18 protein-coding genes and 1 tRNA gene are annotated in these 23,757 nt (G+C 72.6%); 17 read left to right on the top strand and 2 right to left on the bottom strand.

Annotated features, from left to right (window positions below; translation table 11 throughout):
* Nucleotides 1-25: 25 nt before the first annotated feature.
* From ACIBEA_RS37105 to ACIBEA_RS37090, 4 genes are all read left to right on the top strand, one after another.
* Nucleotides 26-595 carry a CGNR zinc finger domain-containing protein gene (locus ACIBEA_RS37105; RefSeq protein WP_399267613.1) on the top strand — a complete coding sequence of 190 codons (570 nt, stop codon included), beginning with the start codon at nt 26-28 and terminating at the stop codon, nt 593-595.
* 137 nt (nt 596-732) lie between these two features.
* Nucleotides 733-3,039, top strand: a complete 2,307-nt coding sequence (locus ACIBEA_RS37100; protein ID WP_399267612.1) for a HelD family protein — start codon at nt 733-735, stop codon at nt 3,037-3,039.
* A 545-nt stretch (nt 3,040-3,584) separates the two neighbouring features.
* The gene (locus ACIBEA_RS37095; RefSeq protein WP_399267611.1) at nt 3,585-5,009 is read left to right on the top strand and encodes an NAD-dependent malic enzyme; all 1,425 of its coding nucleotides are present in this window, start codon (nt 3,585-3,587) and stop codon (nt 5,007-5,009) included.
* A gap of 315 nt (nt 5,010-5,324) precedes the next feature.
* Nucleotides 5,325-5,606 (top strand): HU family DNA-binding protein, encoded by a 282-nt coding sequence (locus tag ACIBEA_RS37090; RefSeq protein WP_007264399.1) that lies wholly within the window; start codon nt 5,325-5,327, stop codon nt 5,604-5,606.
* A gap of 163 nt (nt 5,607-5,769) precedes the next feature.
* Here ACIBEA_RS37090 and murA read toward each other — a convergent pair whose 3' ends face one another.
* On the bottom strand, nt 5,770-7,116 hold the full coding sequence (murA, locus tag ACIBEA_RS37085) for a UDP-N-acetylglucosamine 1-carboxyvinyltransferase (protein ID WP_399267610.1): 1,347 nt from the start codon (nt 7,114-7,116) through the stop codon (nt 5,770-5,772).
* A 274-nt stretch (nt 7,117-7,390) separates the two neighbouring features.
* Between murA and ACIBEA_RS37080 the strand changes: the two genes are divergently transcribed.
* From ACIBEA_RS37080 to ACIBEA_RS37020, 13 genes are all read left to right on the top strand, one after another.
* Nucleotides 7,391-7,951 (top strand): YqgE/AlgH family protein, encoded by a 561-nt coding sequence (locus ACIBEA_RS37080; protein WP_354384012.1) that lies wholly within the window; start codon nt 7,391-7,393, stop codon nt 7,949-7,951.
* 29 nt (nt 7,952-7,980) lie between these two features.
* Complete coding sequence (locus ACIBEA_RS37075; RefSeq protein WP_351053399.1) at nt 7,981-8,262, top strand: DUF3039 domain-containing protein; 282 nt, start codon at nt 7,981-7,983, stop codon at nt 8,260-8,262.
* A gap of 216 nt (nt 8,263-8,478) precedes the next feature.
* Nucleotides 8,479-10,116, top strand: coding sequence for a beta-N-acetylhexosaminidase (locus tag ACIBEA_RS37070; protein WP_399267609.1), 1,638 nt, complete (start codon nt 8,479-8,481; stop codon nt 10,114-10,116).
* Between the two features lie 320 nt (nt 10,117-10,436).
* Nucleotides 10,437-11,348, top strand: coding sequence for an FAD binding domain-containing protein (locus tag ACIBEA_RS37065; protein WP_385784814.1), 912 nt, complete (start codon nt 10,437-10,439; stop codon nt 11,346-11,348).
* Nucleotides 11,345-13,612 (top strand): (2Fe-2S)-binding protein, encoded by a 2,268-nt coding sequence (locus tag ACIBEA_RS37060; protein WP_399267608.1) that lies wholly within the window; start codon nt 11,345-11,347, stop codon nt 13,610-13,612. The genes ACIBEA_RS37065 and ACIBEA_RS37060 overlap by 4 nt, the downstream gene beginning before the upstream one ends.
* A gap of 98 nt (nt 13,613-13,710) precedes the next feature.
* Nucleotides 13,711-15,987 carry a xanthine dehydrogenase family protein molybdopterin-binding subunit gene (locus ACIBEA_RS37055; RefSeq protein WP_399267664.1) on the top strand — a complete coding sequence of 759 codons (2,277 nt, stop codon included), beginning with the start codon at nt 13,711-13,713 and terminating at the stop codon, nt 15,985-15,987.
* 172 nt (nt 15,988-16,159) lie between these two features.
* A complete protein-coding gene (locus ACIBEA_RS37050) occupies nt 16,160-16,705 on the top strand; it encodes a hypothetical protein (protein WP_399267607.1) in 546 nt (181 codons plus the stop codon).
* Nucleotides 16,706-16,749: 44 nt separating this feature from the next.
* Nucleotides 16,750-18,213, top strand: coding sequence for a hypothetical protein (locus tag ACIBEA_RS37045; RefSeq protein ID WP_399267606.1), 1,464 nt, complete (start codon nt 16,750-16,752; stop codon nt 18,211-18,213).
* 21 nt (nt 18,214-18,234) lie between these two features.
* Nucleotides 18,235-19,404, top strand: coding sequence for a type VII secretion-associated serine protease mycosin (gene mycP, locus ACIBEA_RS37040; RefSeq protein ID WP_399267605.1), 1,170 nt, complete (start codon nt 18,235-18,237; stop codon nt 19,402-19,404).
* A gap of 14 nt (nt 19,405-19,418) precedes the next feature.
* Complete coding sequence (locus ACIBEA_RS37035; RefSeq protein ID WP_399267604.1) at nt 19,419-19,817, top strand: hypothetical protein; 399 nt, start codon at nt 19,419-19,421, stop codon at nt 19,815-19,817.
* A 25-nt stretch (nt 19,818-19,842) separates the two neighbouring features.
* Nucleotides 19,843-22,122, top strand: coding sequence for a hypothetical protein (locus ACIBEA_RS37030; protein ID WP_399267603.1), 2,280 nt, complete (start codon nt 19,843-19,845; stop codon nt 22,120-22,122).
* 224 nt (nt 22,123-22,346) lie between these two features.
* A complete protein-coding gene (locus ACIBEA_RS37025) occupies nt 22,347-22,883 on the top strand; it encodes a hypothetical protein (RefSeq protein ID WP_399267602.1) in 537 nt (178 codons plus the stop codon).
* A gap of 201 nt (nt 22,884-23,084) precedes the next feature.
* Complete coding sequence (locus ACIBEA_RS37020; protein WP_399267601.1) at nt 23,085-23,585, top strand: hypothetical protein; 501 nt, start codon at nt 23,085-23,087, stop codon at nt 23,583-23,585.
* 76 nt (nt 23,586-23,661) lie between these two features.
* Here the strand turns inward: ACIBEA_RS37020 and ACIBEA_RS37015 are convergent.
* A tRNA-Cys gene (locus tag ACIBEA_RS37015) sits at nt 23,662-23,733 on the bottom strand.
* Nucleotides 23,734-23,757: the final 24 nt, after the last annotated feature.

Raw genomic sequence — 23,757 nt, 5'->3', positions numbered from 1 at the left:
GCGTCGACCGAGGCGGGTGACGGGCATGTGGTTCGAGTCGGGACGGGTCTGCCTGGACCTGGTGGCCACCTCCGGGCCGCCCGAGGGGATCGCGGACAGCGCCGGGTTGAGCCTGTGGCTCACCGGGGCCGGGTTGGTGCCCGGGCGGACCCCGCCCGCCCGCGTGGAGGCGGACTGGCTGGAGCCCTTCCGCGCGCTACGGGCGGACGTGGCCAGCCTGGTGGCGGCCGAGCTGAGCCACCGCGAGCCCGCCGAGGAACCGCTCGCCCGGGTCAACGCGCGGGCCGCCGGTCCACCCCCGGCACTGTGTGCCGTACGCGACCGCGACGGCCACCTGGTGCGCGAACTGTGCGGCGGAGCCGCCGCGGTGGGCTGCGCGGCGCTGCTGGCGGCCGTCGCGCGCGACGCGGTGGAACTGCTCACCGACCCCGGCGACCGCGACCGCCTGCGGGCCTGCGAAGGTGAGGGCTGTACCCGGGTCTACCTGGACACCTCGCGCGGCCACCGGCGGCGCTGGTGCTCCAGCGAACTCTGCGGAAACCGGGAGCGGGTCGCCCGGCACCGCGCCCGGGTGCTCGCCGCGCGTCCCGCGTAACGCATACACGCTCATATCGGCCTCATGGCGCCCTGCGCGCCCGTGTTCCGCGCGCCCGCGCGCGGAACGGGCGTGCGGCACCCGCTTTGTTCGCGTACGGTTGACGGTCGCCCAATGCACGTCAGAAGGGGGCCTTGGTGGCCGCGCAGGATGCCGCTGTCGACAGCACGGCGGATTCCGTCCGCGATCGCGAGATCGCGGTCGAGCAGACTCATCTGGACCAGGTGTACCGCCGCCTTGAGGAGAAGATCCACGAGGCCGAGTTCCTGATGGACGACGCGGCCAAGCGGGGTCAGGTCGGTACCCCCGGCGCCCTCGCGGAACGCGATGCCCAGGTCTTCCGCGCCGGGATCCATCTCAACCGGCTCAACAACGAGTTCGAGGACTTCCTCTTCGGACGGATCGACCTCGTCCTCGGCAGGGACGGGGAGCGGGGCGCCGACGGCGCCTTCACCTCCGTCGAACCGGCCGAGGACGCGATCCGCCCCGACCTCACCGCCGACATCGCCGAAACCCTCCACATCGGGCGGATCGGCGTGCTCGACAACGATTACGCGCCGCTCGTGATCGACTGGCGCGCGCCCGCCGCCGCGCCGTTCTACCGCTCCACCCCCAAGGAGCCGGGCCGGGTGGTGCGCCGCCGGGTCATCCGCTCCAAGGGCCGCAAGGTGCTCGGCGTCGAGGACGACCTGATGCGCCCCGAGGTGACCGCCTTCCTCGACGGCCGGGAGCTGCCCGTGCTCGGCGACGGCGCGCTGATGGCCGCGCTGGGCCGGGCCCGTACGCACTCCATGCGCGACATCGTCTCCTCCATCCAGGCGGAGCAGGACATGGTCATCCGGGCCCCCGCCGCCTCCGTCGCGGAGGTCGCCGGCGGCCCCGGCACCGGCAAGACCGCCGTCGCCCTGCACCGCGCCGCCTACCTGCTCTACCAGGACCGGCGGCGCTACTCCGGCGGGATCCTGATCGTCTCGCCGACCCCGCTGCTCGTCGCCTACACCGAGGGCGTGCTGCCCTCGCTCGGCGAGGAGGGGCAGGTCGCCATCCGGGCGCTCGGCTCGCTGGTCGACGGCGCCGAGGCGAGCACCTACGACGAACCGGCGGTCGCCCGGGTCAAGGGCTCCTCGCGGATGCTGGCGATCCTGCGCAAGGCCGTACGCGGCGCCCTGGAGCTGGGCGGCGCCCCCGAGCGGCTGCGCGTGGTGGCCTTCGGGCGCCGCCAGGAGCTGGAGGCCGACGAGCTGAACCGGATCCGCCAGGTCGTCCTCGGCGGCACCGCGCCGGTCAACCTGCTGCGCCCGCGCGCCCGCAAGCTGCTGCTGGACGCCCTGTGGGCCAAGTCCGGCGGCGGGGGGCGGCACACCGACCGGGAACTCGCCGCCGAGCTGCGCTCCGGCTTCGACGAGGACATCTCCACCGAGGACGCCTTCATCGAATTCCTGAACGCCTGGTGGCCCGAGCTGACCCCGCGCGGGGTCCTCGCCGCCATGGCCGACGAGCGGCGCCTGGGCCGCTGGGCCCGCCGGGTGCTGAACCCGCGCGAGACCCGGCTGCTGGCCCGCTCGCTGCGCCGTACGGGCGCGGACGGCAAGGGTCCGCTCTCGGTGCACGACGTGGCGCTGCTGGACGAGCTCCTGCTGCTGATCGGCGCCCCCGCGCGCCCCAAGCGCAAGCGCGACCTGGACCCGCTGGCCCACCTCACCGGCCTGGAGGAGCTGATGCCGGGCCGCGAGGAGACCCAGTGGGAGCGGGCCGAGCGGCTGGCGGCGGAACGCACCGAGTACGCGCACGTGATCGTGGACGAGGCCCAGGACCTGACGCCGATGCAGTGGCGGATGGTGGGCCGCCGCGGCCGGACCGGCACCTGGACGGTGGTGGGCGACGCCGCCCAGTCCTCCTGGAGCGACCCGGAGGAGGCGGCCGCGGCCCGCGACGAGGCGCTGGGGCGCCGCCCGCGCCGCAAGTTCACGCTGACCGTGAACTACCGCAACCCCGCCGAGATCGCCGAGCTGGCGGCCCGGGTGCTGCGCCGGGCCATGCCGGGGATGGAGCCGCCCACGGCGGTCCGCTCCACCGGCTTGGAACCGCGCTTCACCGCGGCCGGCGAGGACCTGGGCGCGTGCGTGCGGGAGGAGACCCGGCGGCTGCTGGAGCAGGTCGACGGCACGGTCGGCGTCGTCGTGGCGATGGACCGGCGCGCGCAGGCGGCCGAGTGGCTCGCGGAGCTGGGGGAGCGCGCGGTGGCGCTGGGCAGCCTGGAGGCCAAGGGCCTGGAGTACGACGCCACGGTGGTCGTCTCCCCGGCGGAGATCGCCGAGGAGTCCCCGGCGGGCCTGCGGGTGCTCTACGTGGCCCTGACCCGCGCGACGCAGCAGCTCACGGTGGTGTCCGGCGCGCTCGACCGGCCCGACGGGGCCGGGGTGCCGGAGCTGCTGCGGGACTGAGGCCCGTACGGGCGGCCGTCCGGGCGCTCGTACGTCCGGACGTCTGTACGTCCGGGCGGGCGGGCGGTCGGGCGGGCTCGCGGGCTCGCGGGCTCGCGGGCTCGCGGGGGAGCGTACGGCCATCCGGTCGGCGGCCGGACGCGTGGCCGCTCAGGTCAACTGCCGTGAGGGGGGACGCTCGCGGCCAACCTTTGTTAGCCTGGGGTACGGCACCGACTCGATCCAAGCCCCCGGGCCCAACCTTCGTCGCCTAGAGCGACCACTTGCCGCGAGGCGAGCATGGCGGGTCGGTGTCGTACACGTAGAGAACAGGTCCGCGTTCCCCGCTCCAGGCGGGGGGCGCGGGCCTTTTCTGCGTTCGGTCCGGGGCCGGCTGGGCTTTCGCGATACCTACAAATCTCGTATGGTGGAAGTGTCTTTCCGAAATTTGTAGCTGGTTACCTCATACCGGCCGGTAGGTGGGACGATCGGACAACAGGTCCTGCCACGCCTGCCGTGTGCGGGGCCCGTGTACAGCGAACCTTGGACAGCAGAGGAACACGGACATGGCAACGGCGCCCAGCGTCTCGTACTCGATGACGGTCCGACTGGAAGTCCCCGCGAGCGGTACCGCGGTCTCCCAGCTCACCACCGTCGTGGAGTCCTCCGGAGGGTCGGTCACCGGCCTCGACGTGACCGCCTCCGGCCACGAGAAGCTCCGGATCGACGTCACCATCGCGGCGACGTCCACGGCCCACGCGGACGAGATCGTCGAGAAGTTGCGCGGGATCGAGGGCGTGAGTCTGGGCAAGGTCTCCGACCGCACGTTCCTGATGCACCTCGGCGGCAAGATCGAGATGGCGTCGAAGCACCCCATCCGCAACCGTGACGACCTCTCCATGATCTACACCCCAGGTGTGGCCCGCGTGTGCATGGCGATCGCGGAGAACCCCGAGGACGCGCGCCGCCTGACCATCAAGCGCAATTCCGTCGCAGTCGTGACGGACGGGTCGGCCGTCCTGGGTCTGGGCAACATCGGCCCGATGGCCGCGCTGCCCGTCATGGAGGGCAAGGCGGCGCTCTTCAAGCGCTTTGCGGGCATCGACGCGTGGCCGATCTGCCTCGACACCCAGGACACCGACAAAATCGTCGAGATCGTCCGGGCGATCGCTCCGGGCTTCGCCGGGATCAACCTGGAGGACATCTCCGCGCCGCGCTGCTTCGAGATCGAAGCCCGGCTGCGCGAGGCCCTCGACATCCCCGTCTTCCACGACGACCAGCACGGCACCGCCATCGTCGTCCTCGCCGCCCTCACCAACGCACTGCGCGTGGTGAACAAGGCCGTTGGGGACGTGAAGGTCGTCATGTCCGGCGCGGGCGCGGCCGGTACGGCCATCCTCAAGCTGCTCCTCGCCGCGGGCGTCAAGAACGTCGTCAGCGCCGACATCCACGGCGTCGTGCACGCCGGCCGGCCCGACCTGGTCGACGCCGACAGCGAGTCGCCGCTGCGCTGGATCGCCGACAACACCAACCCCGAGGGCTACACGGGCACGCTCAAGGAGGCCGTCGTCGGCGCCGACGTCTTCATCGGCGTCTCGGCCCCGAACGTCCTGAACGGCGATGACGTGGCCGCCATGGCGGAAGGCGCCATCGTGTTCGCGCTCGCGAACCCGGACCCCGAGGTGGACCCGGCCGTGGCCCGCCAGACGGCCGCCGTCGTGGCCACCGGCCGCTCGGACTTCCCCAACCAGATCAACAACGTGCTGGTCTTCCCGGGCGTCTTCCGCGGCCTCCTGGACGCCCAGTCCCGCACGGTCGACACCAGCATGATGCTGGCCGCCGCGAGCGCGCTGGCCGACGTCGTCACCGAGGACGAGCTGAACGCGAACTACATCATCCCGTCGGTCTTCAACGACAAGGTGGCGGGCGCCGTGGCCGGTGCGGTCCGCAAGGCCGCCTCCGCCGCTGTGACGGGCCCCACGTCCGCCTGAGCCACCGGGCGTCCCTCCCCGGCGCGTCGCGGGATGCGGGCCCGCCGGGGCGCCTCTAGGGTTGCGGGGATGCCCGCGTGGTGCGCGGTCCGCGTCCCACCGGTGCGGACGGAGCGTCACAGCGGCGTGACTGTGGCGCTTTTCGTGTGACCCTGGCGGGTGCCGGATTGGCTTTCCCGCCGCTGGTGGGGGCAGGATGCGTAACCGGGCGAGAGGGTCTGACGTTCAGACCCGGGTCCGGGGACTGTCCTAGGGCCCTGGCAGCATCGGCTTCGATCTCACGCCTCATAGGCAAGTTGAACACGGGAGTACAACATGAACCGCAGTGAGCTGGTGGCCGCTCTGTCCGAGCGCGCCGAGGTGACCCGCAAGGACGCCGACGCCGTTCTGGCCGCGCTCGCCGAGACCGTCGGCGAGATCGTCGCCAAGGGCGACGAGAAGGTCACCATCCCCGGCTTCCTGACCTTCGAGCGCACCCACCGTGCCGCTCGTACCGCGCGCAACCCGCAGACCGGCGACCCCATCCAGATCCCGGCCGGCTACAGCGTGAAGGTCTCCGCGGGCTCCAAGCTCAAGGAAGCCGCCAAGGGTAAGTAAGTCCCCCTTGCAGGCCCCTGGCCAGCAGTAGTACCGCGTGGTGCCGCGTCCGGCGCGGCACCTACGCAAGAAGGGCGGCCACCCCCTCGGGGGTGGCCGCCCTTCTGCTTGCCCGCCTGCGGGCCCCGTACGAGCCGCAGGGGCTCTCCGTGGGCCGGCCGGACTAGACGAGGTCGCCGTTCGGCAGCTCGACCTTCGCACCCAGTTCCACGAGCTTCTCCATGAAGTTCTCGTAGCCGCGGTTGATCAGGTCGATGCCGTGCACTCGCGAAGTGCCCTCGGCCGCCAGGGCCGCGATCAGGTACGAGAACCCGCCCCGGAGGTCCGGGATGACCAGGTCGGCGCCCTGCAGCTTGGTGGGGCCGGAGACGACCGCCGAGTGCAGGAAGTTGCGCTGGCCGAAACGGCACGCCGAGCCGCCCAGGCACTCCCGGTACAGCTGGATGTGTGCGCCCATCTGGTTCAGCGCGGAGGTGAAGCCCAGGCGGGACTCGTAGACCGTCTCGTGGACGATGGAGAGCCCGGTCGCCTGCGTCAGCGCCACCACCAGCGGCTGCTGCCAGTCGGTCTGGAAACCGGGGTGGACGTCCGTTTCCAGGTGGATCGCCTTGAGCGGGCCGCCCGGGTGCCAGAAGCGGATGCCCTCGTCGTCGATCTCGAAGGCGCCACCGACCTTGCGGAAGGTGTTCAGGAACGTCATCATCGAGCGCTGCTGCGCTCCGCGGACGTAGATGTTGCCGCCGGTCGCCAGGGCCGCGGAAGCCCACGAGGCGGCCTCCAGACGGTCCGGGAGCGCCTTGTGGTTGTAGCCGCCGAGCTCGTCCACACCGGTGATGCGGATGGTCCGGTCGGTGTCGACGGAGATGATCGCGCCCATCTTCTGCAGGACGCAGATGAGGTCTTCGATCTCCGGTTCGACGGCCGCGTTGCTCAGCTCGGTGACGCCCTCGGCCAGGACGGCCGTCAGCAGCACCTGTTCGGTCGAGCCGACCGACGGGTAGGGCAGGCGGATCTTGCAGCCGCGCAGCCGCTGCGGGGCCTCCAGGTACTGACCGCCCTCGCGCTTCTCGATGGTCGCGCCGAACTGGCGGAGCACGTCGAAGTGGAAGTCGATCGGCCGGCCGCCGATGTCGCAGCCGCCCAGGCCCGGGATGAAGGCGTGGCCGAGGCGGTGCAGCAGCGGGCCGCAGAAGAGGATCGGGATGCGCGACGAACCCGCGTGCGCGTCGATGTCCGCCACGTTGGCGCTCTCGACGTAGGTGGGGTCGAGCACCAGTTCGCCCGGCTCCTCGCCGGGGCGGACGGTGACGCCGTGCAGCTGGAGGAGGCCGCGCACGACCCGCACGTCGCGGATGTCCGGAACGTTGCGGAGCCGGCTGGGTGAGCTGCCGAGCAGAGCGGCCACCATGGCCTTCGGCACGAGGTTCTTCGCGCCGCGGACACGGATCTCGCCCTCGAGCGGGGTACCGCCGTGGACAAGCAGTACATCGTCACTGACTGTGCCGGTCATGAATCTCGCGTTCCGGAGAGGTGTGGGCAGGGGGCCAGGGAAAAGGGTAAGCGGCAGGACCCCCTGGTATGTAAGGCCGACGTGGCCGTATGACTGTCATGAATTCGCCACAGCACCCTATGTGTCCGCCAAATAGCGGAGTGTTGCCTTCCGGCTGCCTCCGGAAGCCCTCCCGGGTGCGCGCTCCCGCCTGCCGCCGTGCGCCCTGAGCTGCGCACGATCACTTCTCGCCGTCCGCTCCCCCCGGAGGGCGAATGTGCGAGACGATGGCCGCATGACCGAGGTGTCCTCCCTCACAGGGCGGTTGCTCGTGGCCACCCCCGCCCTCGCGGACCCGAATTTCGACCGCGCCGTGGTGCTGCTGCTCGACCACGACGAGCAGGGATCGCTCGGCGTGGTCCTGAACCGGCCCACCCCGGTGGGCGTGGGCGACGTCCTGCTGCCCTGGGCCGCGCTGGCCGGCGCCCCCGGGGTGGTCTTCCAGGGCGGCCCGGTCGCGCTGGACTCGGCCCTCGGCGTCGCGGTCATCCCCGGCGAGGAGGGCCCGCTGGGCTGGCGCCGGGTCCACGGCGCGATCGGCCTGGTCGACCTGGAGGCCCCGCCGGAGCTGCTGGCCAGCGCCCTGGGCTCGTTGCGGATCTTCGCGGGCTACTCCGGCTGGGGCCCCGGTCAACTGGAGGACGAGCTGGGCGAGGGGGCCTGGTACGTCGTCGAATCCGAGCCGGGGGACGTGGCCTACCCGGTCCCCGAACAGCTCTGGCGGGCCGTCCTGCGCCGCCAGCGCAGCGACCTCGCGATGGTCGCCACCTATCCGGACGACCCGTCGCTCAACTGACCCGGCCGGGGTTCAGTACTCTGGCTTGTATGAGCACTCTTGAGCCCGAGCGCGGGTCTGGCACGGGAACCCTCGTCGAGCCGACGCCACAGGTTTCCCACGGTGACGGCGACCACGAGCGCTTCGCCCACTACGTCCAGAAGGACAAGATCATGGCGAGCGCGCTCGACGGGACCCCCGTCGTCGCGCTCTGCGGCAAGGTCTGGGTACCGGGTCGCGACCCGAAGAAGTACCCGGTCTGCCCCATGTGCAAGGAGATCTACGAATCCATGGGTTCCGGCGGGGACAAGGACAAGGGCAAGGACAAGTAGTCGCCTCCCGACTGCTCGACCGTTCGACCGCCTGACCTCCTGACCAGGTTTCGCGAAGGGCCCCCGGGCGCGCACCAGCGCGCCCGGGGGCCCTTCGCGTGGGCGCGGCACGGGTAGGGTCGGCCGCAACGAGCGCTCTGTGGAACGGCCGTTGCGCAGAGTGCAACGCACTGTGTCGCCGCGCCCGTCGCGGCGGCCGTCGTGGAGGGCTGACGCATGGACCTGATCCCCGCACCCCTGGACGCCGATTTCGCCGCGGGCGGGGTCCGCTACGGATTCGGGCCCGAGCCCGACCTCGCCGCCGGACCCGGTACGCAGGCCACCGCGCGCTGGCTGCGGGGGACGCTGGGGGCCGCCGCCGGGTGGAGCCTGGCGCCCGCCGACGCCGGCGAGCGGGCCGACGTACGGCTCCTGGTCGACGCGGAGCTCGGGCGCGAGCTGGGCGCCGAGGGCTACGAGCTGACCGTCGCCGCCGACGGCGTGCTGATCCGCGGCGGCGGGCCCGCCGGGGTGTTCTGGGGGGCGCAGACGCTGCGTCAGCTGCTCGGGCCGCACGCCTTCCGCCGGGCGCCGCTGCCCGGCGCGTCCTGGAGCCTGCCGTACGGGACGGTCCGCGACGCGCCCCGCTTCGGCTGGCGCGGGCTGCTGCTCGACGTCTCGCGGCACTTCCTGCCCAAGGACGGCGTCCTGCGGTACATAGACCTGCTGACCGCGCACAAGCTCAACGTCCTGCACCTGCACCTGACGGACGACCAGGGCTGGCGGATCGAGATCAAGCGCCACCCCCGGCTCACCGAGGTCGGCGCCTGGCGCCCGCGCTCGCGCTGGGGCCACCGGGACTCGCCGCTGTGGAACGAGACCCCGCACGGCGGCTTCTACAGCCAGGACGACATCCGCGAGATCGTCGCCTACGCGGCCGAACGCCAGGTGCGGGTGGTGCCCGAGATCGACCTGCCGGGGCACGCGCAGGCCGCCATCGCCGCCTACCCGGAGCTCGGCAACACCGACGTCATCGACACGGCGGCGCTCGGCGTGTGGGACGACTGGGGCATCAACGAGAACGTGCTCGCGCCCACCGAGGCCGTGCTGCGCTTCTACGAAGGCGTCTTCGAGGAGGTGCTGGAGCTGTTCCCCGTGGAGGTCTCGCCCTTCGTGCACGTGGGCGGCGACGAGTGCCCCAAGACCCAATGGGCGGCCTCCGAGGCGGCCCGGGCGCGGATCCGGGAGCTCGGGGTCAAGGACGAGGACGGCCTCCAGTCCTGGTTCATCCGGCACTTCGACGGCTGGCTCGCCGCGCGCGGACGGCGCCTGGTCGGGTGGGACGAGATCCTGGAGGGCGGCCTGGCGGAAGGGGCCACCGTCTCCTCCTGGCGCGGCTACGCGGGCGGGATCGCGGCCGCCGAGGCCGGGCACGACGTGGTGATGTGCCCCGAGCAGCAGGTGTACCTGGACCACCGTCAGGCCCCGGGCCCGGACGAGCCGATGCCGATCGGCTACGTCCGCACGCTGGAGGACGTCTACCGCTTCGAGCCGGTGCCCCCGCAGCTCTCGGAGCGGGCCGCCGCCCACGTGCTGGGCGCGCAGGCCAACGTCTGGACGGAGGTGATGGAACACCAGGGCCGGGTGGACTACCAGGTGTTCCCGCGGCTGGCCGCCTTCGCCGAGGCCGTGTGGTCGCGGCTGCCCGAACCGGCCGCGCGGGACTACGCGGACTTCGAGGCGCGCATGGGCGGGCACTACGCGCGCCTGGACGCCCTCGGGGTCGACTACCGGCCCCCGGGCGGCCCGTTGCCGTGGCAGCGCCGCCCCGGCGTGCTCGGGCGGCCGAAGGAGGGCGCCCCGCCCCGCGTGTGACGACCGCGCGTCACGACCGCGCGTGAGGGCCGCGTGCGCGACAGGTGAAGCAAGGGGGGAGATTCGTGGAACTCTTTCCCGAATTCGCCGTATAGAGGGGAGAAACGGGCGATCCGGTCGCACCCGCGCCACGGGCGCGGCCGGACCCGGGCGGAGCGGGCGCGGCGCGGTCGACCTGCGGCGGTCCGGCGGGGGCGCCCGGCCGACCCTCGCGCCGGGCGTCCCCGAAGATGTGCCAGAGTTGCCACGTCCCGGTCGTGAGCACGTACCGTACGGCGGAACAGGCGTGAGCGCCGGGACATCGGGAAGGGGCAGCTGGGTTGACCACGCACGCACCGCACGCACTGCACGCACCGGATTCACCTCAGGGGCCGCAGCCGACGCAGTCCGTGACGCTGCCGGCCTCGCTCGACGAGGCCGTGGCGGCGCTCGCCGCCATGCCCGCAGCCGTGCCCGTGGCCGGCGGCACCGACCTCATGGCCGCCGTCAACGCCGGGCTGCTGCGCCCGGCCGCGCTGGTGGGCCTCGGCCGGATCAACGAGATCCGCGGCTGGCAGTACCAGGACGGCCACGCGCTCCTCGGCGCGGGACTCACCCACGCGCGGATGGGCCGCCCCGACTTCGCCGCGCTGATCCCCGCGCTGGCGGCCGCCGCCCGCGCGGCCGGGCCGCCGCAGATCCGCAACGCCGGCACGCTCGGCGGCAACATCGCCACGGCCGCTCCGACCGGCGACGCGCTGCCGGTGCTGGCGGCGCTGGAGGCGGTCCTCGTCATCGTCGGCCCCGGCGGCTCGCGCCGCGAGATCCCGATCTCGCACCTGCTGGCCGGGCGGGAGATGTTGCGACCCGGTGAACTCATCGGCTTCGTCCGGGTGCCCCTGCTGCACGCCCCGCAGGTGTTCCTGAAGGCCACGGGCCGCACCGGCCCGGGGCGCGCGGTGGCGTCCGTGGGGCTCGTGCTCGACCCCGCGCGCCGGGGCGTGCGCATCGCGGTGGGCGCGGTCGCGCCGATGCCGCTGCGCCCGCTGGAGGCCGAGCAGTGGGTCGCCTCGCTGATCGACTGGGACGGGGAGCGCACCCTGGCTCCGGACGCGCTGGAAGCCTTCGGCGAGTACGTCGCGGCCGCCTGCGTGCCGGACCAGGGCGAAGCGGTGGCACCGGCGGTGCTGCACCTGCGGCGCACGGTGGCGGTACTGGCACGGAGGGCCCTGGGCAGGGCGCTGACCTCATGAGTGGGAACGAGAACGTGGGCGACGGCGTGAGCGACGGTACGGGCAATGGCGGCGCGGGCACCGCGTGGGGCTGGGAGCCGGTGCCGCACGGGGGCGAATACGACTCGGACGCCACGGCGTTCGTGAAGCTGCCCCCGGACATGCTGGGCGCGACCGGGACCGGCGAGCCCCTGGCCGCACCGGGACACGGTTTCGTGCCCCCGCCGATGATCGTGCCGCTGGGCTCGGCCGCCACCGACCCGGCCGCGACCGGCACCTGGACGATGCCGGTGCGCTGGCCCGAGGCGGGCGGTTCGGCCCCCGCGGAACCGGCCGCCCGCGCGCAGGCCGCGCCCGCGCCGGTGCTGGGCCCGATCCCGGCGGTCATCCCGATGCCCGCGTCCGCGATGGCCGCGCTGCACGGCGCCGACGGCGACCCGGCGCGCGGTGGCGAGGGCCGCGGCGCGGCCGACCCCGGCGCGGGGTACGAGCACGCGTACGGGCACGTGCACGGCCAGGACCACGGGCACGACTCCGCCTCGACCGCCGAATGGCACTTCCCCGAAGCCGTGCAGGGCGCCGACGACCCGTACGCCGATGGCCCGTACGCCGGCGATCCGTACGCCGCCGACCCGTACGCGGGCGGCGGACAGGGCGCGCAGACCGGTCAGTGGGCGATCCCGGTCGTCGAGGGGGAACTGCCCGAGGAGTCCGGCGAGTTCCGCCGCGGCGCCATGGAGGCCGACTGGAGCCAGGCCCCGGCCACCCTGCCGGGCGGCGCCGCCGCTCCCTGGGCCGCCCAGCCCGGCCACGGCGTCTTCGGCGCCGAGCCGGTGACGGACCCCTACGCGGCCCCCGCCGCCGGCTCGGCCGCCGAGCGGGAGGCCGACGCGCACGCGGTGCCCGCACCCGCCGGCACGGCCGCGCAGGACGCGCCGGGCGGCTTCGACGCCTTCGGCACCCTCGACCCCGAACAGACCATGAGCGCGGGCGTGCTCCCCGCCGCCGGACCCGGCGGCGCCTCCGCCGCCGGGCGCCGGGTGCTGGGCGGCCCCGGCGTGGGCACGGCGCCGCGCGGGCCGCGCGTCCTCGGCGGCCCCGGGGTGGGCACGCCGCTCCCGGAGCACCTGCACCACCTCGACCAGCCTGAGCACGCGGACCAGCTGGCGCACCCGGACCACCTGGCGCACGCGGACCACCTGGCGCACGAGGAGGGGCCGGTGCACCCGGCGGCCCCCGACATCGACGCCGCCCACGGCGCCGCCGCGGCCCCGCTGACCGCGGAGCGCCCGCACCCGGCCACCGACCCGGCGCCGGACCACACGGGCTTCGACCACGGCCCGGGGCTCGACCACGACGGCCCGGGAGCGGAATTCGGCGCGTTCGGCGCGGGAGCCGACCTCGGTGCGGGCCCCGGCCACGGCCCCGCCGGAGCCGGCGGTGCGTCGGGCGGGGGCGAGGGGGAGCACCGGGAAACCGGCGCGGACCCGGGGGCGGGGGATCCCGCGGAGGTCCCGGACGCGCGGGCGACGTACGACGAAGCGGTCGCGGGTCCGGCGCCGCAGGCCCTTGAGGCACCGGACGCGGAGGTGGCCGGGGAGCCGGTCGCCGAGCCGGTCGCCGAGTCGGCCGCCGAGCCGGTCGGGGCCGTCGGGCCGGTGCACGAGGAGCACCCCCTCGCCTCCTACGTGCTGCGCGTCAACGGCGCCGACCGGCCCGTCACGGGTGCCTGGATCGGCGAGTCCCTGCTCTACGTGCTGCGCGAACGGCTCGGACTCGCCGGGGCCAAGGACGGCTGCTCGCAGGGCGAGTGCGGCGCCTGCGCCGTGCAGGTCGACGGCCGGCTGGTCGCCTCCTGCCTGGTGCCCGCCGCGACCGCCGCGAGCAGTGAGGTCCGTACGGTCGAGGGCCTGGCCACCGACGGCGAACTCTCCGACGTGCAGCAGGCGCTGTGCCGGTCGGGCGCCGTCCAGTGCGGCTTCTGCATCCCCGGCATGGCCATGACCATCCACGACCTGCTGGAGGGCAACCACGCCCCCAGCGAGCTGGAGACCCGTCAGGCCCTGTGCGGCAACCTCTGCCGGTGCTCCGGCTACCGGGGCGTCATCGACGCCGTCGGCGAGGTCGTCGCCGAGCGCGAGGCGGCCGCCGAGGCCGCCGCGTCGGCTGCGGCCGGGGGCGCGGCGGGCGGTACGGCGGAGGGCGCGGAGCCGCGCATTCCGCACCAGGCCGCGCCCGGCGAGGGCGGCATCCACCCGGACCACCAGCACGGAGGCATGGCGTGAGCGGGCACGACGCGGCGACGGCGACGGGACCGGCCGTGGGAGCGGGTACCGCGGGCGCGGGAACGGGACCCGCCACCGGATCGTTCTCCATCACGGCGATGGCCGCGGCCGCGGAGCCCGAGGTGTTGCGCGGGATCGGCGCGTCCCTCCCCGCCGCCGATGCCCGCGCCAAGTCCGAGGGCACCTTCCCCTACGCGGCCGACCTGTGGGCCGAGGGCCTGCTCTGGGCCGCCGTACTGCGCTCCCCGCACGCCCACGCCCGGATCCGCTCCATCGACACCTCGGCCGCCGCCGAGATGCCGGGCGTGCGGGCCGTGGTCACCCACGCGGACGTCCCCGGCGCCACCACCCACGGCCGCCGCATCGCCGACCGCCCGGTCTTCGCCCACGACCTCGTCCGCCACCACGGCGAGCCCATCGCCGCCGTGGCCGCCGACCACCCGGACACGGCCCGGCTCGCCGCCGCCGCGATCGCGGTCGAGTACGAGCTGCTGGACGCGGTCACCGACCCCGAGCACTCCTTCGGCGCCCCGCCGCTGCACCCCGACGGCAACCTGATCCGGCACATCCCGCTGCGCTACGGCGACCCGGAGGCGGTCGGCGAGGTCGTCGTCGAGGGCCTGTACCGGATCGGCCGCCAGGACCCCGCCCCCATCGGAGCCGAGGCCGGACTGGCCGTACCGCGCCCCGACGGCGGCGTCGAGATCTACACCGCCTCCACCGACCCGCACACCGACCGCGACCTCGCGGCCGCCTGCTTCGGCCTCGAACCGGACCGGGTCAAGATCGTCGTGACCGGCGTCCCGGGCGCGACCGCCGACCGCGAGGACCCGGCCTTCCAGCTCCCGCTGGGCCTGCTGGCGCTGCGCACCGGCTACCCGGTCAAACTGGCCGCCACCCGCGAGGAGTCCTTCCTCGGGCACGCCCACCGCCACCCGACCCTGCTGCGCTACCGCCACCACGCGGACGCGGAGGGTCGCCTGGTCAAGGTGGAGGCGCAGATCCTGATGGACGCGGGGGCCTACGCCGACTCGTCGTCGGAGTCGCTGGCCGCGGCCGTCGCCTTCGCGTGCGGCCCGTACGTCGTCCCGCACGCCTTCGTCGAGGGCTGGGCCGTGCGCACCAACAACCCGCCGTCGGGCCACGTGCGCGGCGAGGGCGCGATGCAGGTGTGCGCGGCGTACGAGGGCCAGATGGACAAGCTGGCCGCCGCCCTCGGCATCGACGGCGCGGAACTGCGGATGCGCAACGTGCTGGCGACCGGAGACCTGCTGCCGACGGGCCAGACCGTCACCTGCCCGGCACCGGTGGCCGAACTGCTGCGCGCGGTGCGCGACTTCGAGCTGCCCGCACTGCCGAAGGACGCGCCGGAGGAGGAGTGGCTGCTGCCCGGCGGCCCGGAGGGCGCGGGCGAACCGGGCGCGGTGCGGCGCGGCGTCGGGTACGGCGTGGGCATGGTCCACATGCTCGGCGCGGAGGGCACCGACGAGGTGTCGACGGCCACCGTGAAGGTGCAGGACGGCATCGCGACGGTGATCTGCGCGGCCGTCGACACGGGCCAGGGCTTCGCCACGCTCGCCCGCCAGATCGTCCAGGAAGTGCTGGGCGTCGACGACGTGGTGACGGCTCCGGTGGACACGGACCAGCCGCCCGCCGGGGCGTCGGCGCACGGCCGGCACACGTGGGTGTCGGGCGGGGCGGTGGAGCGGGCGGCCAAGATGGTCCGCACGCAGCTGCTCCAGCCGATGGCGCACAAGCTCGGCATGTCCACCGAGCTGCTCCAGATCGCGGATGGCCGGATCACGTCGTACGACGGCGCGTTCTCCACCACCGTCGCGGAGGCCATAGAGGGCAAGGAGCTCTGGGCGACGGCCCAGTGCCGCCCCCACCCGACCGAGCCGCTGGACGCGGACGGGCAGGGCGACGCCTTCGTGGGGCTCGCGTTCTGCGCGATCCGCGCGGTGGTCGACGTGGACATCGAGCTGGGCTCGGTGCGGGTGGTCGAGCTGGCCGTGGCCCAGGACGTCGGCCGCATCCTCAACCCCCGCCAGCTGGAGGCCCGTATCGAAGCGGGCGTCACGCAGGGCGTGGGCGCGGCCCTGACCGAAAACCTGCGCTCGGCCGCGGGCCTGATCCGCCACCCCGACCTGACGGGCTACGCGCTGCCGACGGCGTTGGACGCGCCGACCGTGCGGATCGTGAAACTGGTCGAAGAGCGGGACGTGGTCGCACCGTTCGGCGCGAAGGCGGCGAGCGCGGTCCCTGTGGTGACGGCCCCCGCGGCGGTAGCCTCGGCCGTGCGCGCGGCGACGGGCCGCCCGGTCAACAGGCTCCCGATCCGGCCATCGGCGGCGGTGGCGGTGCCCAACTCGTGACCGTGTGACCCGCATTGCACCTGCAACCCCGGACTTGGGCGTGTCGGTACCGGTCGCTAAAGTGATCTGTACGTCTGCGTACGCCTGCGTACGGTGGCGGGGTGCGGTGGAAACGCCGCGCTGACGGGGAATCACGGGGACAACGGGGATACGGGGAGTCGGGGAGGCCATCGTGGCAGAGGACGTGGACAAGAATGTGATCGCGGCGATCCCGTTCGTCGGACCGGCAATGGTCGCGGCGAACCAGGTGATGATCGCCGCCCAGGCGCCGGCGCTGTTCGTCGAACACGAGTCGATGGTCAAGTACAAGCAGCGCGTGGACGCGCTGCTGACGCAGCTCAAGGGCTCGCAGGCCGACCACGGCAAGATCGCCGAGGGCACGCTGGGCAAGACCGACCTCGGCCACGGATTCCCCGAGGCGGACGGCCTCTTCACGGCGTACAACAAGGTCCGCAGCGAGCTGGAGACCCTCTCGAAGGCGCTGGGCGTCCAGATCGAGGCCCTGGGCATCGCGGTGGAGTCCTCGCGCCTCGGCTACGAGAACGTCGACGCCGAGGTCAAGGCCCGGATGCGGAAGCTGAACACCGAGGCGCAGGGCTGGTACGACCCGAAGCTGGACACCCACAAGGCCGAGGCCGAGAAGGCGGCGGCCGCTGCGGCCGCGGCGTCGGGTCACCCGGGCAACGGCAACGGAAGCACTTCGGGGGGTGGGATGTAATGGCGACCAATTTCGAGGGCTACTCGCACAAGGAACTCCTGGCGATGCTGGCGCCGGTCAACTCCGAGACGGTGAGGTCGCGCGGCGTGCTGTTGCAGCAGGCCGAGGAGACGATCACGAAGATCGGCAACGACCTGAAGAACTACCGCGTGGAGGGCTGGGAGGGCAAGGCCGCCCAGGACTTCGAGGAGTGGGTCAACACCGCGGGCAACGCGACGCTGCTGCTGGGCCAGTACAGCAAGACCGGCGGCAAATGGATGATCGACGCGGCGCAGACGATCGTCGAGGTCAAGGCGAGCATGCCGAAGTACGACACGGCGGCGGCGGACAACCTCCAGGCGTCGAAGGACTTCCACAACGACCCGGACTCGCGGGAGATGGGCCAGACGGCCTTCTCGAAGCTCAACGGCGACCACACCGAAGCGGTCCAGCAGATGACGAAGCTGGCGCAGTCGTACGAGTCGTCGACGACGCAGATGAACGCGGCGGTGCCGCCTACGTTTCCGCCGCCGCCGGCTACTTTCGTGCCGGCGGGTGGTCGTGACGACACCTCGGTCGAGATCCAGCGCCCGGGCGGAGGGGCGTCACGTAGTGGATCTTCCGGAGATGCCTATGTCGCACCGGATCGCGCCAAGGAATCATCTTCGGATCCGCAGCACGTTCCGAGCCATCAGGAGCCGCAGGACCACACCTTGCCGTCGACGACGGGGCCTGGCCCGGGTCAGACGCAAGGACAGACCCTCCCCGATCGCAATGTGAACGTGGACCTGAACACGGTCGGCACGCTGCCGGACAGGCCGGTCACCCAGCTGCCCGGGACGCCTGGTGGCGTCGGGCCCGGTGGGCCGGGTGGCGTGGGCCCCGGAAGTGCACTCCCGCCCGTGGCGCTTCCCCCGATCGGGGGAATGACCACGCCCGGCGGCGGCATCGGCGGAGCCGGTGGCGGCCGTACGCCGGTGGGTGGCGTCGGCCCCGGCGGGGCCTTCCCGGGCACGTCTGCTCCTGGCGGCAAGGTCGGCGGCGTCGCGGGCCTTCCGCCGCGCGATGCCGGCATCACGGGCGGCCGACCGGTCTCGGCCAGCGGTCCGAAGTCCTCGATCCCGCGCGGTACGGTCATCGGAAACGAAGGCGGTATGGCGGGTCGAGGGATGGCCGGTGGCATGGGTGGTGCCGGTGGCATGGGCGGCGCTGGCGGTCAGGGTGGTTCGGCCGCCGGGCGTCGGCTGGCCAGTGAGCCCGGCGGTGTGGTCGGTGGCCGCCAGCCGGGTGCGGGTGGCCGTTCGACGACGGGCGGGAAGCCGTTCACCCAGGGCGGTTCGGGTCTCGTGCGCAACCAGGGTGGTGGTGCGGCCGGCGGTGTCGGCGGCGCCATGGGTCATGGCGGTGCGGGTGCCCGTACCGGTGGCAAGAAGCGCAACGACCAGTCGGGCGAGCGCCCGGACTACCTGGCCGAAGACGAAGAGACCTGGCAGGGCAACCGTCGTGTTGTCCCGCCGGTGATCGACTGAGCGAACGGGACACTGCACGAGATGCGCATGCGGAAGGGCACGTCGGTCCTGATGGGCCTCCTGTTGGCCGGAGTCGCCGCGACTCCGGCCCACGCGGAGACCATCCGGTCCATGCAATGGCATCTCGACTCCATGAAGGCCGAGGAGATGTGGAAGGTCAGCACGGGCAAGGGGATCACTGTTGCGGTGATCGACAGTGGTGTCGGTGAGCTTCCCGAGCTGGCTGGACAAGTCGTGGCTGGCGCCAACTTCGCCAGGCTCTCCAAGGGCAACGAGCGTGATGACTACAGCGGTCACGGCACAACGATGGCATCGATGATCGCTGGCACGGGTGCAGGTCCCGACGGTGATGGCTCATATGGCCTCGCGCCAGGGGCCAAAATCCTTCCGATCCGCATCTCGGAGGGTGGGGGCGGGGAGACCCAGAACGAGGGGTTTATCAAGGGCATCCGGCACGCGGCAGACTCGGAAGCCAAGGTTGTCAACATCTCCATGTCAGGCGTGAGTGACAGCCCGGAGCTCCGAGAAGCAGTGAAGTACGCTCTGGGCAGGGGCAAATTGATCTTCGCTGCTGTGGGGAATGATGGCACCACCACGGTGGACTTTCCGGCTGGCACCCCTGGCGTAGTCGGTGTCGGCTCAGTCGACAAGAACGCCAATGCCAGTAAGGCGTCGCAATATGGCGCCCAGGTCGATATCTCCGCACCTGGTGATGACATCGTCTCTGGCTGTGGCGGTAAGACCGGCTTGTGCAAGACCTCCGGCACGAGCGACGCCACCGCCCTAACATCCGCCTCCGCCGCCCTCCTCTGGTCCGCGCACCCCGACTGGACCAACAACCAGGTGCTGCGGGTCCTGCTCAACACCTCCGGCAAGCCCCGCGACGGCGTCGAGCGCAACGACTACATCGGGTACGGCGTCGTCCGCCCCCGCGTCGCGCTCTCGACCCCCGGGGATCCCGGTCCGGCCGACGTGTACCCCTTGCCCGACCTGGCCGCCGCCGCGCCGAAGGGCGCGGCGTCCTCCCCGCCGGCGAAGGCGCCGGTGGAGAAGGCGACCCCCGTGCCCACGGCCGCGGAGGGCAGTGGTGGGCTCGGGACGGGGGCCTGGATCGCCATCGGGCTGGGCGCGTGCCTGCTGATAGGCGGCGCCGTCACCGCAGTCGTTGTCAGGCGCACCAACCGACCCTAGGAGCACCGGACCGGATGTCCTTCGAACAGGAGTGGTCCTCCGCACGCGCCGCCGTGCGCCTCAACCACGTCCCCGGCAGCCCTGGAGGCCCCGCGGACCTGCGCATCGCCAATGACGATCTCGGCGCGGTCGGCAGCGACGCGTACGCCCTGCACGAACGGCTCTCGCGCGACGGCGACCACGCCCGCGCGGCGACCTTCGAGGCGTCCATCGCCCTCACCAACCACAACTTCACCAGCGGCGCGGCCCTGCTGAAGGTGCACGACCGCTGGAGTTCCCAGCTCAAGGTGCTCGTCGCGGCCTGCGCGAACATCTCAAACCACCTGGACTACACCGTGGCCTCCCACGACAAGGAAGAGGCGGACCTCGTGGCCACGCTCTCCGCCTCGAAGGTCAGCGAACTCCTCAAGTAGGCCCGTAGGAAGGCGACGTAGGCACGTGCTGACGTTCGAGAACGTGATGAACGCCCCGCTGGAGCAGCTCCGGACCGCCGTCCAGGACTGGGGCGCCATGGCCACGAAGCTGGCGGAGCTGGCCGAGTCGGCCCGTACCGGGATGAAGGCCAAGGCGGACAAGGCCGACTGGAAGGGCGTCAACGCGGACGTGACGAAGCCCTTCGTGGCCAAGACCGCGAAGGAGTTCGACGACGCCGCCAAGGAGGCGCAGGGCGTCCACCTCGCGCTGTCGGACGGGCACGCCACCTTCACGGCGGCCCGGGACCAGCTCAAGAAGATCGTGGACGTGGACGCCCCGGCGGCCGGCTTCCAGGTCGACGCCACCGGGCGCGTCACCCCCGTACCGATCGCGGACGCCAAGGAGCGGTACGCCGTCCAGCACGACCCCGACTACCAGCAGCTCGTGCGCGAGCACCGCGATGCCTGGCAGGCGCAGGTCGACCGCGCGGTCGAGGACTGCGCGGACGCCGACGACTCGCTGGGGCGGGTCCTGCGGGCCAACGTCACGGACGACCAGAACTTCACGACGCCGAAGTACACGACCTTGGACGCCGAACAGGTCGATCGCGCGGCCGAGTTGATGAAGAAGGTGACCGGCGCGGGCGGTACGGCCCGCAACGTCGAGGCGCTGCGCGAGCTGGAGGACCTGCTCGACGACAACCGCGAGGACCCCGAGTTCGCGACGGGCTTCTACCGCCAGGTGGGTCCCGAAGCGACGCTCCAGATGTACGCGAAGATGTCGCTGGACTCCAGCATGCTCGGCCCCGCGGGCGCGGACCGCACCGGCATGGTCGGCAACATCCAGAGCGACCTGGGCGCGATGCTCGGCCTGGCCACGCACAAGGACGTACCGAACCACCTCGACGCCGCGTGGACGACGCAGCTGATGAAGGCCGGGCACAAGGAGCTGGACGTCGGCCTGACGCAGAAGGTCTACGGCTACCAGGCGCTCGGGGCGCTGCTGCGCGAGGGCTCGTACGACAAGGAGTTCCTGACGTCGGTCGGCCGGGACATGGTCGCGATGGATGCCAAGGACCCCAAGGCCTGGGAACACAACGCGCCGATGAGTCCGGACGTCGTCCTCAGCCACGGGGACGGGGACGGGCGCGGCTTCTACCCGCTGACGGGCCTGATGGAGGCGCTCGGCAACAACCCGGACGCGGCGACGGCCTTCTTCAACGAGCCCGTCCGCCAGGACAGCAACGGCGACGGGATCGTCACCACGGCCGACAAGGCGGTCGGCGGGCAGCACGGCAAGGCGCGCGGCATGGTGGACTACATGCTCGACAAGCAGCCGTACGCGGACGGCTTCGACGTGACGCGCACCGGTGACCCCCACCCGGCCCAGGAAGCGCTGGGCGGCGCCCTCGAAGCGGCCGTCTCGGGCCGCGCGACCGGCGACGAGGACGCGAAGCCGGTGCCGCACACGCAGGGCATGGTCGACGTCATGGAACGGGTGGTCGAGAAGATCGGCGACAAGCCGGCACTGGTGGCGGCGGGGGGCGAGGAAGGCCCGCTCAGCGGCCTTTCGGCTCACTTCGGTCAGATGGCCGCCGAGTACATGCCGGACATGCAGGCCTCCGCCGAGAACGGCGGCAAGCAGATCCGAGTGAGCGGCGAAATGGCGGACTTCGGACGGTCGGACGTGGCGAGGTTCCTGGGGGCAGTGGCGCAGGACCCGGACGCCTACGGTGCGGTCACGAATGCCAACCAAGCGTTCACCGCAGTCCTCGTCCATGACGTCATTGCCCACCAGGAGACCTACGGGCATCCGGACGCGGCTATTGAGGTCGCGGTCCACCCCGGAGGCCAGATCGCGGGGATGATGGCGGAGGCCAGAGCCCAGAACCTGCACGCTGAGACGGCTCACAGCAACGCTGAATACGCCAAGGGCGTCGAGGACAACGCCAAGTGGATCAACCGCGGTATCAGTGCGGCGGGTGGCAAGTACCTGGAGCTCGTACCGATCGCCGGCGACGTCGTCGGGTGGGTGCAGGAGGATGTCACGGAGGGCTACACCGAAGACGCGGAGAAGAAGGGCGAGGCGAAGACACTCGACACGCAACGGCGGGTCTCCCAGCTCTACGCGGACTCGGAGCAGGCGGTAAGCGGGGCCGCAGAGAACGCGGTGCGCCATGCGGCCAAGGGGTCGGGCCTCTCCGCAGGGGATGTCGACGTGCTTGCCGGATCGGCCTCGAAGGAGAGCAAGAACGCCCACTCCGTGGGTCGTGACCTGGTGGCAACGGCTGCCGGTACGTCCTAGGTGCTCGGCGGCCGGGCGGCGAGACTGACCGGTGTACGGCGGTATCGGCATCGACGGGAAGACAGGGCGCACACGTGACGAGGGGACGGGCGAGGAGTACGCGGGCGAGCAGGTTGGCGGGGATCCTGGGGATGCCGGTGGCCGCGGTGCTGCTCGCGGCGTGCACGTCGGACGGTTCGCCTTCGCCCGCGGCTTCGACCTCGAAGTCGGGGAAGGAGTCGAGCATGACCGTGGACATCGCGCAGTCGTGTCCCGGGCTCTTCGACGCGGCGGGCGCGGAGGCACTGAGCAGGGTCCTGCAGTCCTCGTACATGCGGCGGGACGACGAACACGCCGTAAGCGCCTCCACCATGGCCGAGCAGTTGGAGGCGGCGTATCGAGCCGGGTCCGGAGGCAAAGGGACGGTCGTGGCTCCGTGCGTCGTCACCGGGCAGGTGGGCTCGGGCAGGTCGGCCGAGATCCGGATGTCCGTGATCGGCCACGGTGCGGACCCCGGGGGCGGCGTGCCCAGCGGTGCTGAGAAGGGGGTCCGTGAGTCTCGGCGGGAGAAGGCGGGTGGCGTGGCCTTCGACTGTGTCAGCCCGGCCCTGGGCTCGACCGCCGAGGCTCCGTTGCGGATCGACGTCACCTTCGAGAACCAGTGGAGCAGGAGCGACGACGACGGAAAGCTCGCGACGGCTTACCTCACGATTGCGCGTTCCGCGGCGCGCGCGGTGGCGGCGGAGCTCAACTGCACCGGCGGTGGGGGCCTGACCGGCTGACGCGAGTGGCAGGAATTGGGGGCTGGATCGGGTGGGGTGGGGGCGTCAAGATGGGCCGCAGGTGGTCCGGTGGGGGCCTCGGCTTGAGGAAAGGCGGCTCCCGAGGTGTTGCGGCGACGCGGTCGTAGAGGGCTCCTGAGTGTCGGGGCAGTCGCTGTCGGTTTCGTGGTGCTCAGTGGGTGCGGCGGGGGTGCGGGGCTCGTGGGGGCGGGTGGGGTCGCGCTGCCCGAGGAGGGGTGCTGGGGGGCCTTCGAGCCGGCGGATCTGGCCCGGGTCGTGGGGGACGGCGACGAGGGCACGCTGAACGTGTCGGGGGGCTTCGTACTCGCCCGGGAGAACCAGATCGCGACCTGTCGGGTCGAGGTGGACGGCGAGGGCCGGTTCCTGGCGGAGGCCAAGCGGCCGCCGGTGGACGGCGGGACCCTGCTCAGCGCGGCCGAGCAGGATGCCGGGGCCGGGCCCGGGCCCGGGCACGATCCCGGGAGCGCGGACGGGCGGGAGCCGCTGGGCTTCGGGACCCAGGGGCGGGTGTGGTCGGACGGGGCGGTGGTCGGGTTCACCTGCCGGCGGCGGCCGGAGGACCCGTTCGAGGTGGAGCTGAAGATCAGCGGGCGACCGGCCGCCGACGACCGGCGGGTGTTGGGGCGGCTGATGAGGCAGTACTTCGACGCCGCGCGCCAGCAGCTGCGCTGCGAGGTCTGAGACGGGCGGCGCGGACGAGCGAAGGGCGGCGCCCCTCGCGGGGTGCCGCCCTTCGTCCTTGCTGCGCACACAGCAGAAGCCGTGACCGGAATCGAACCGGCGTAACTCGCTTTGCAGGCGAGTCCCTCAACCACTCGGGCACACGGCTGTGGTGGAGATGGGACGACCGTAC

Origin of the sequence: Streptomyces sp. NPDC051555, assembly GCF_044454405.1 — a bacterium.
In the GTDB taxonomy this organism is placed as follows: domain Bacteria; phylum Actinomycetota; class Actinomycetes; order Streptomycetales; family Streptomycetaceae; genus Streptomyces.
The sequence above is the reverse complement of the archived record's forward strand: the minus strand, read 5'-3'. Positions and strand labels throughout refer to the sequence as shown.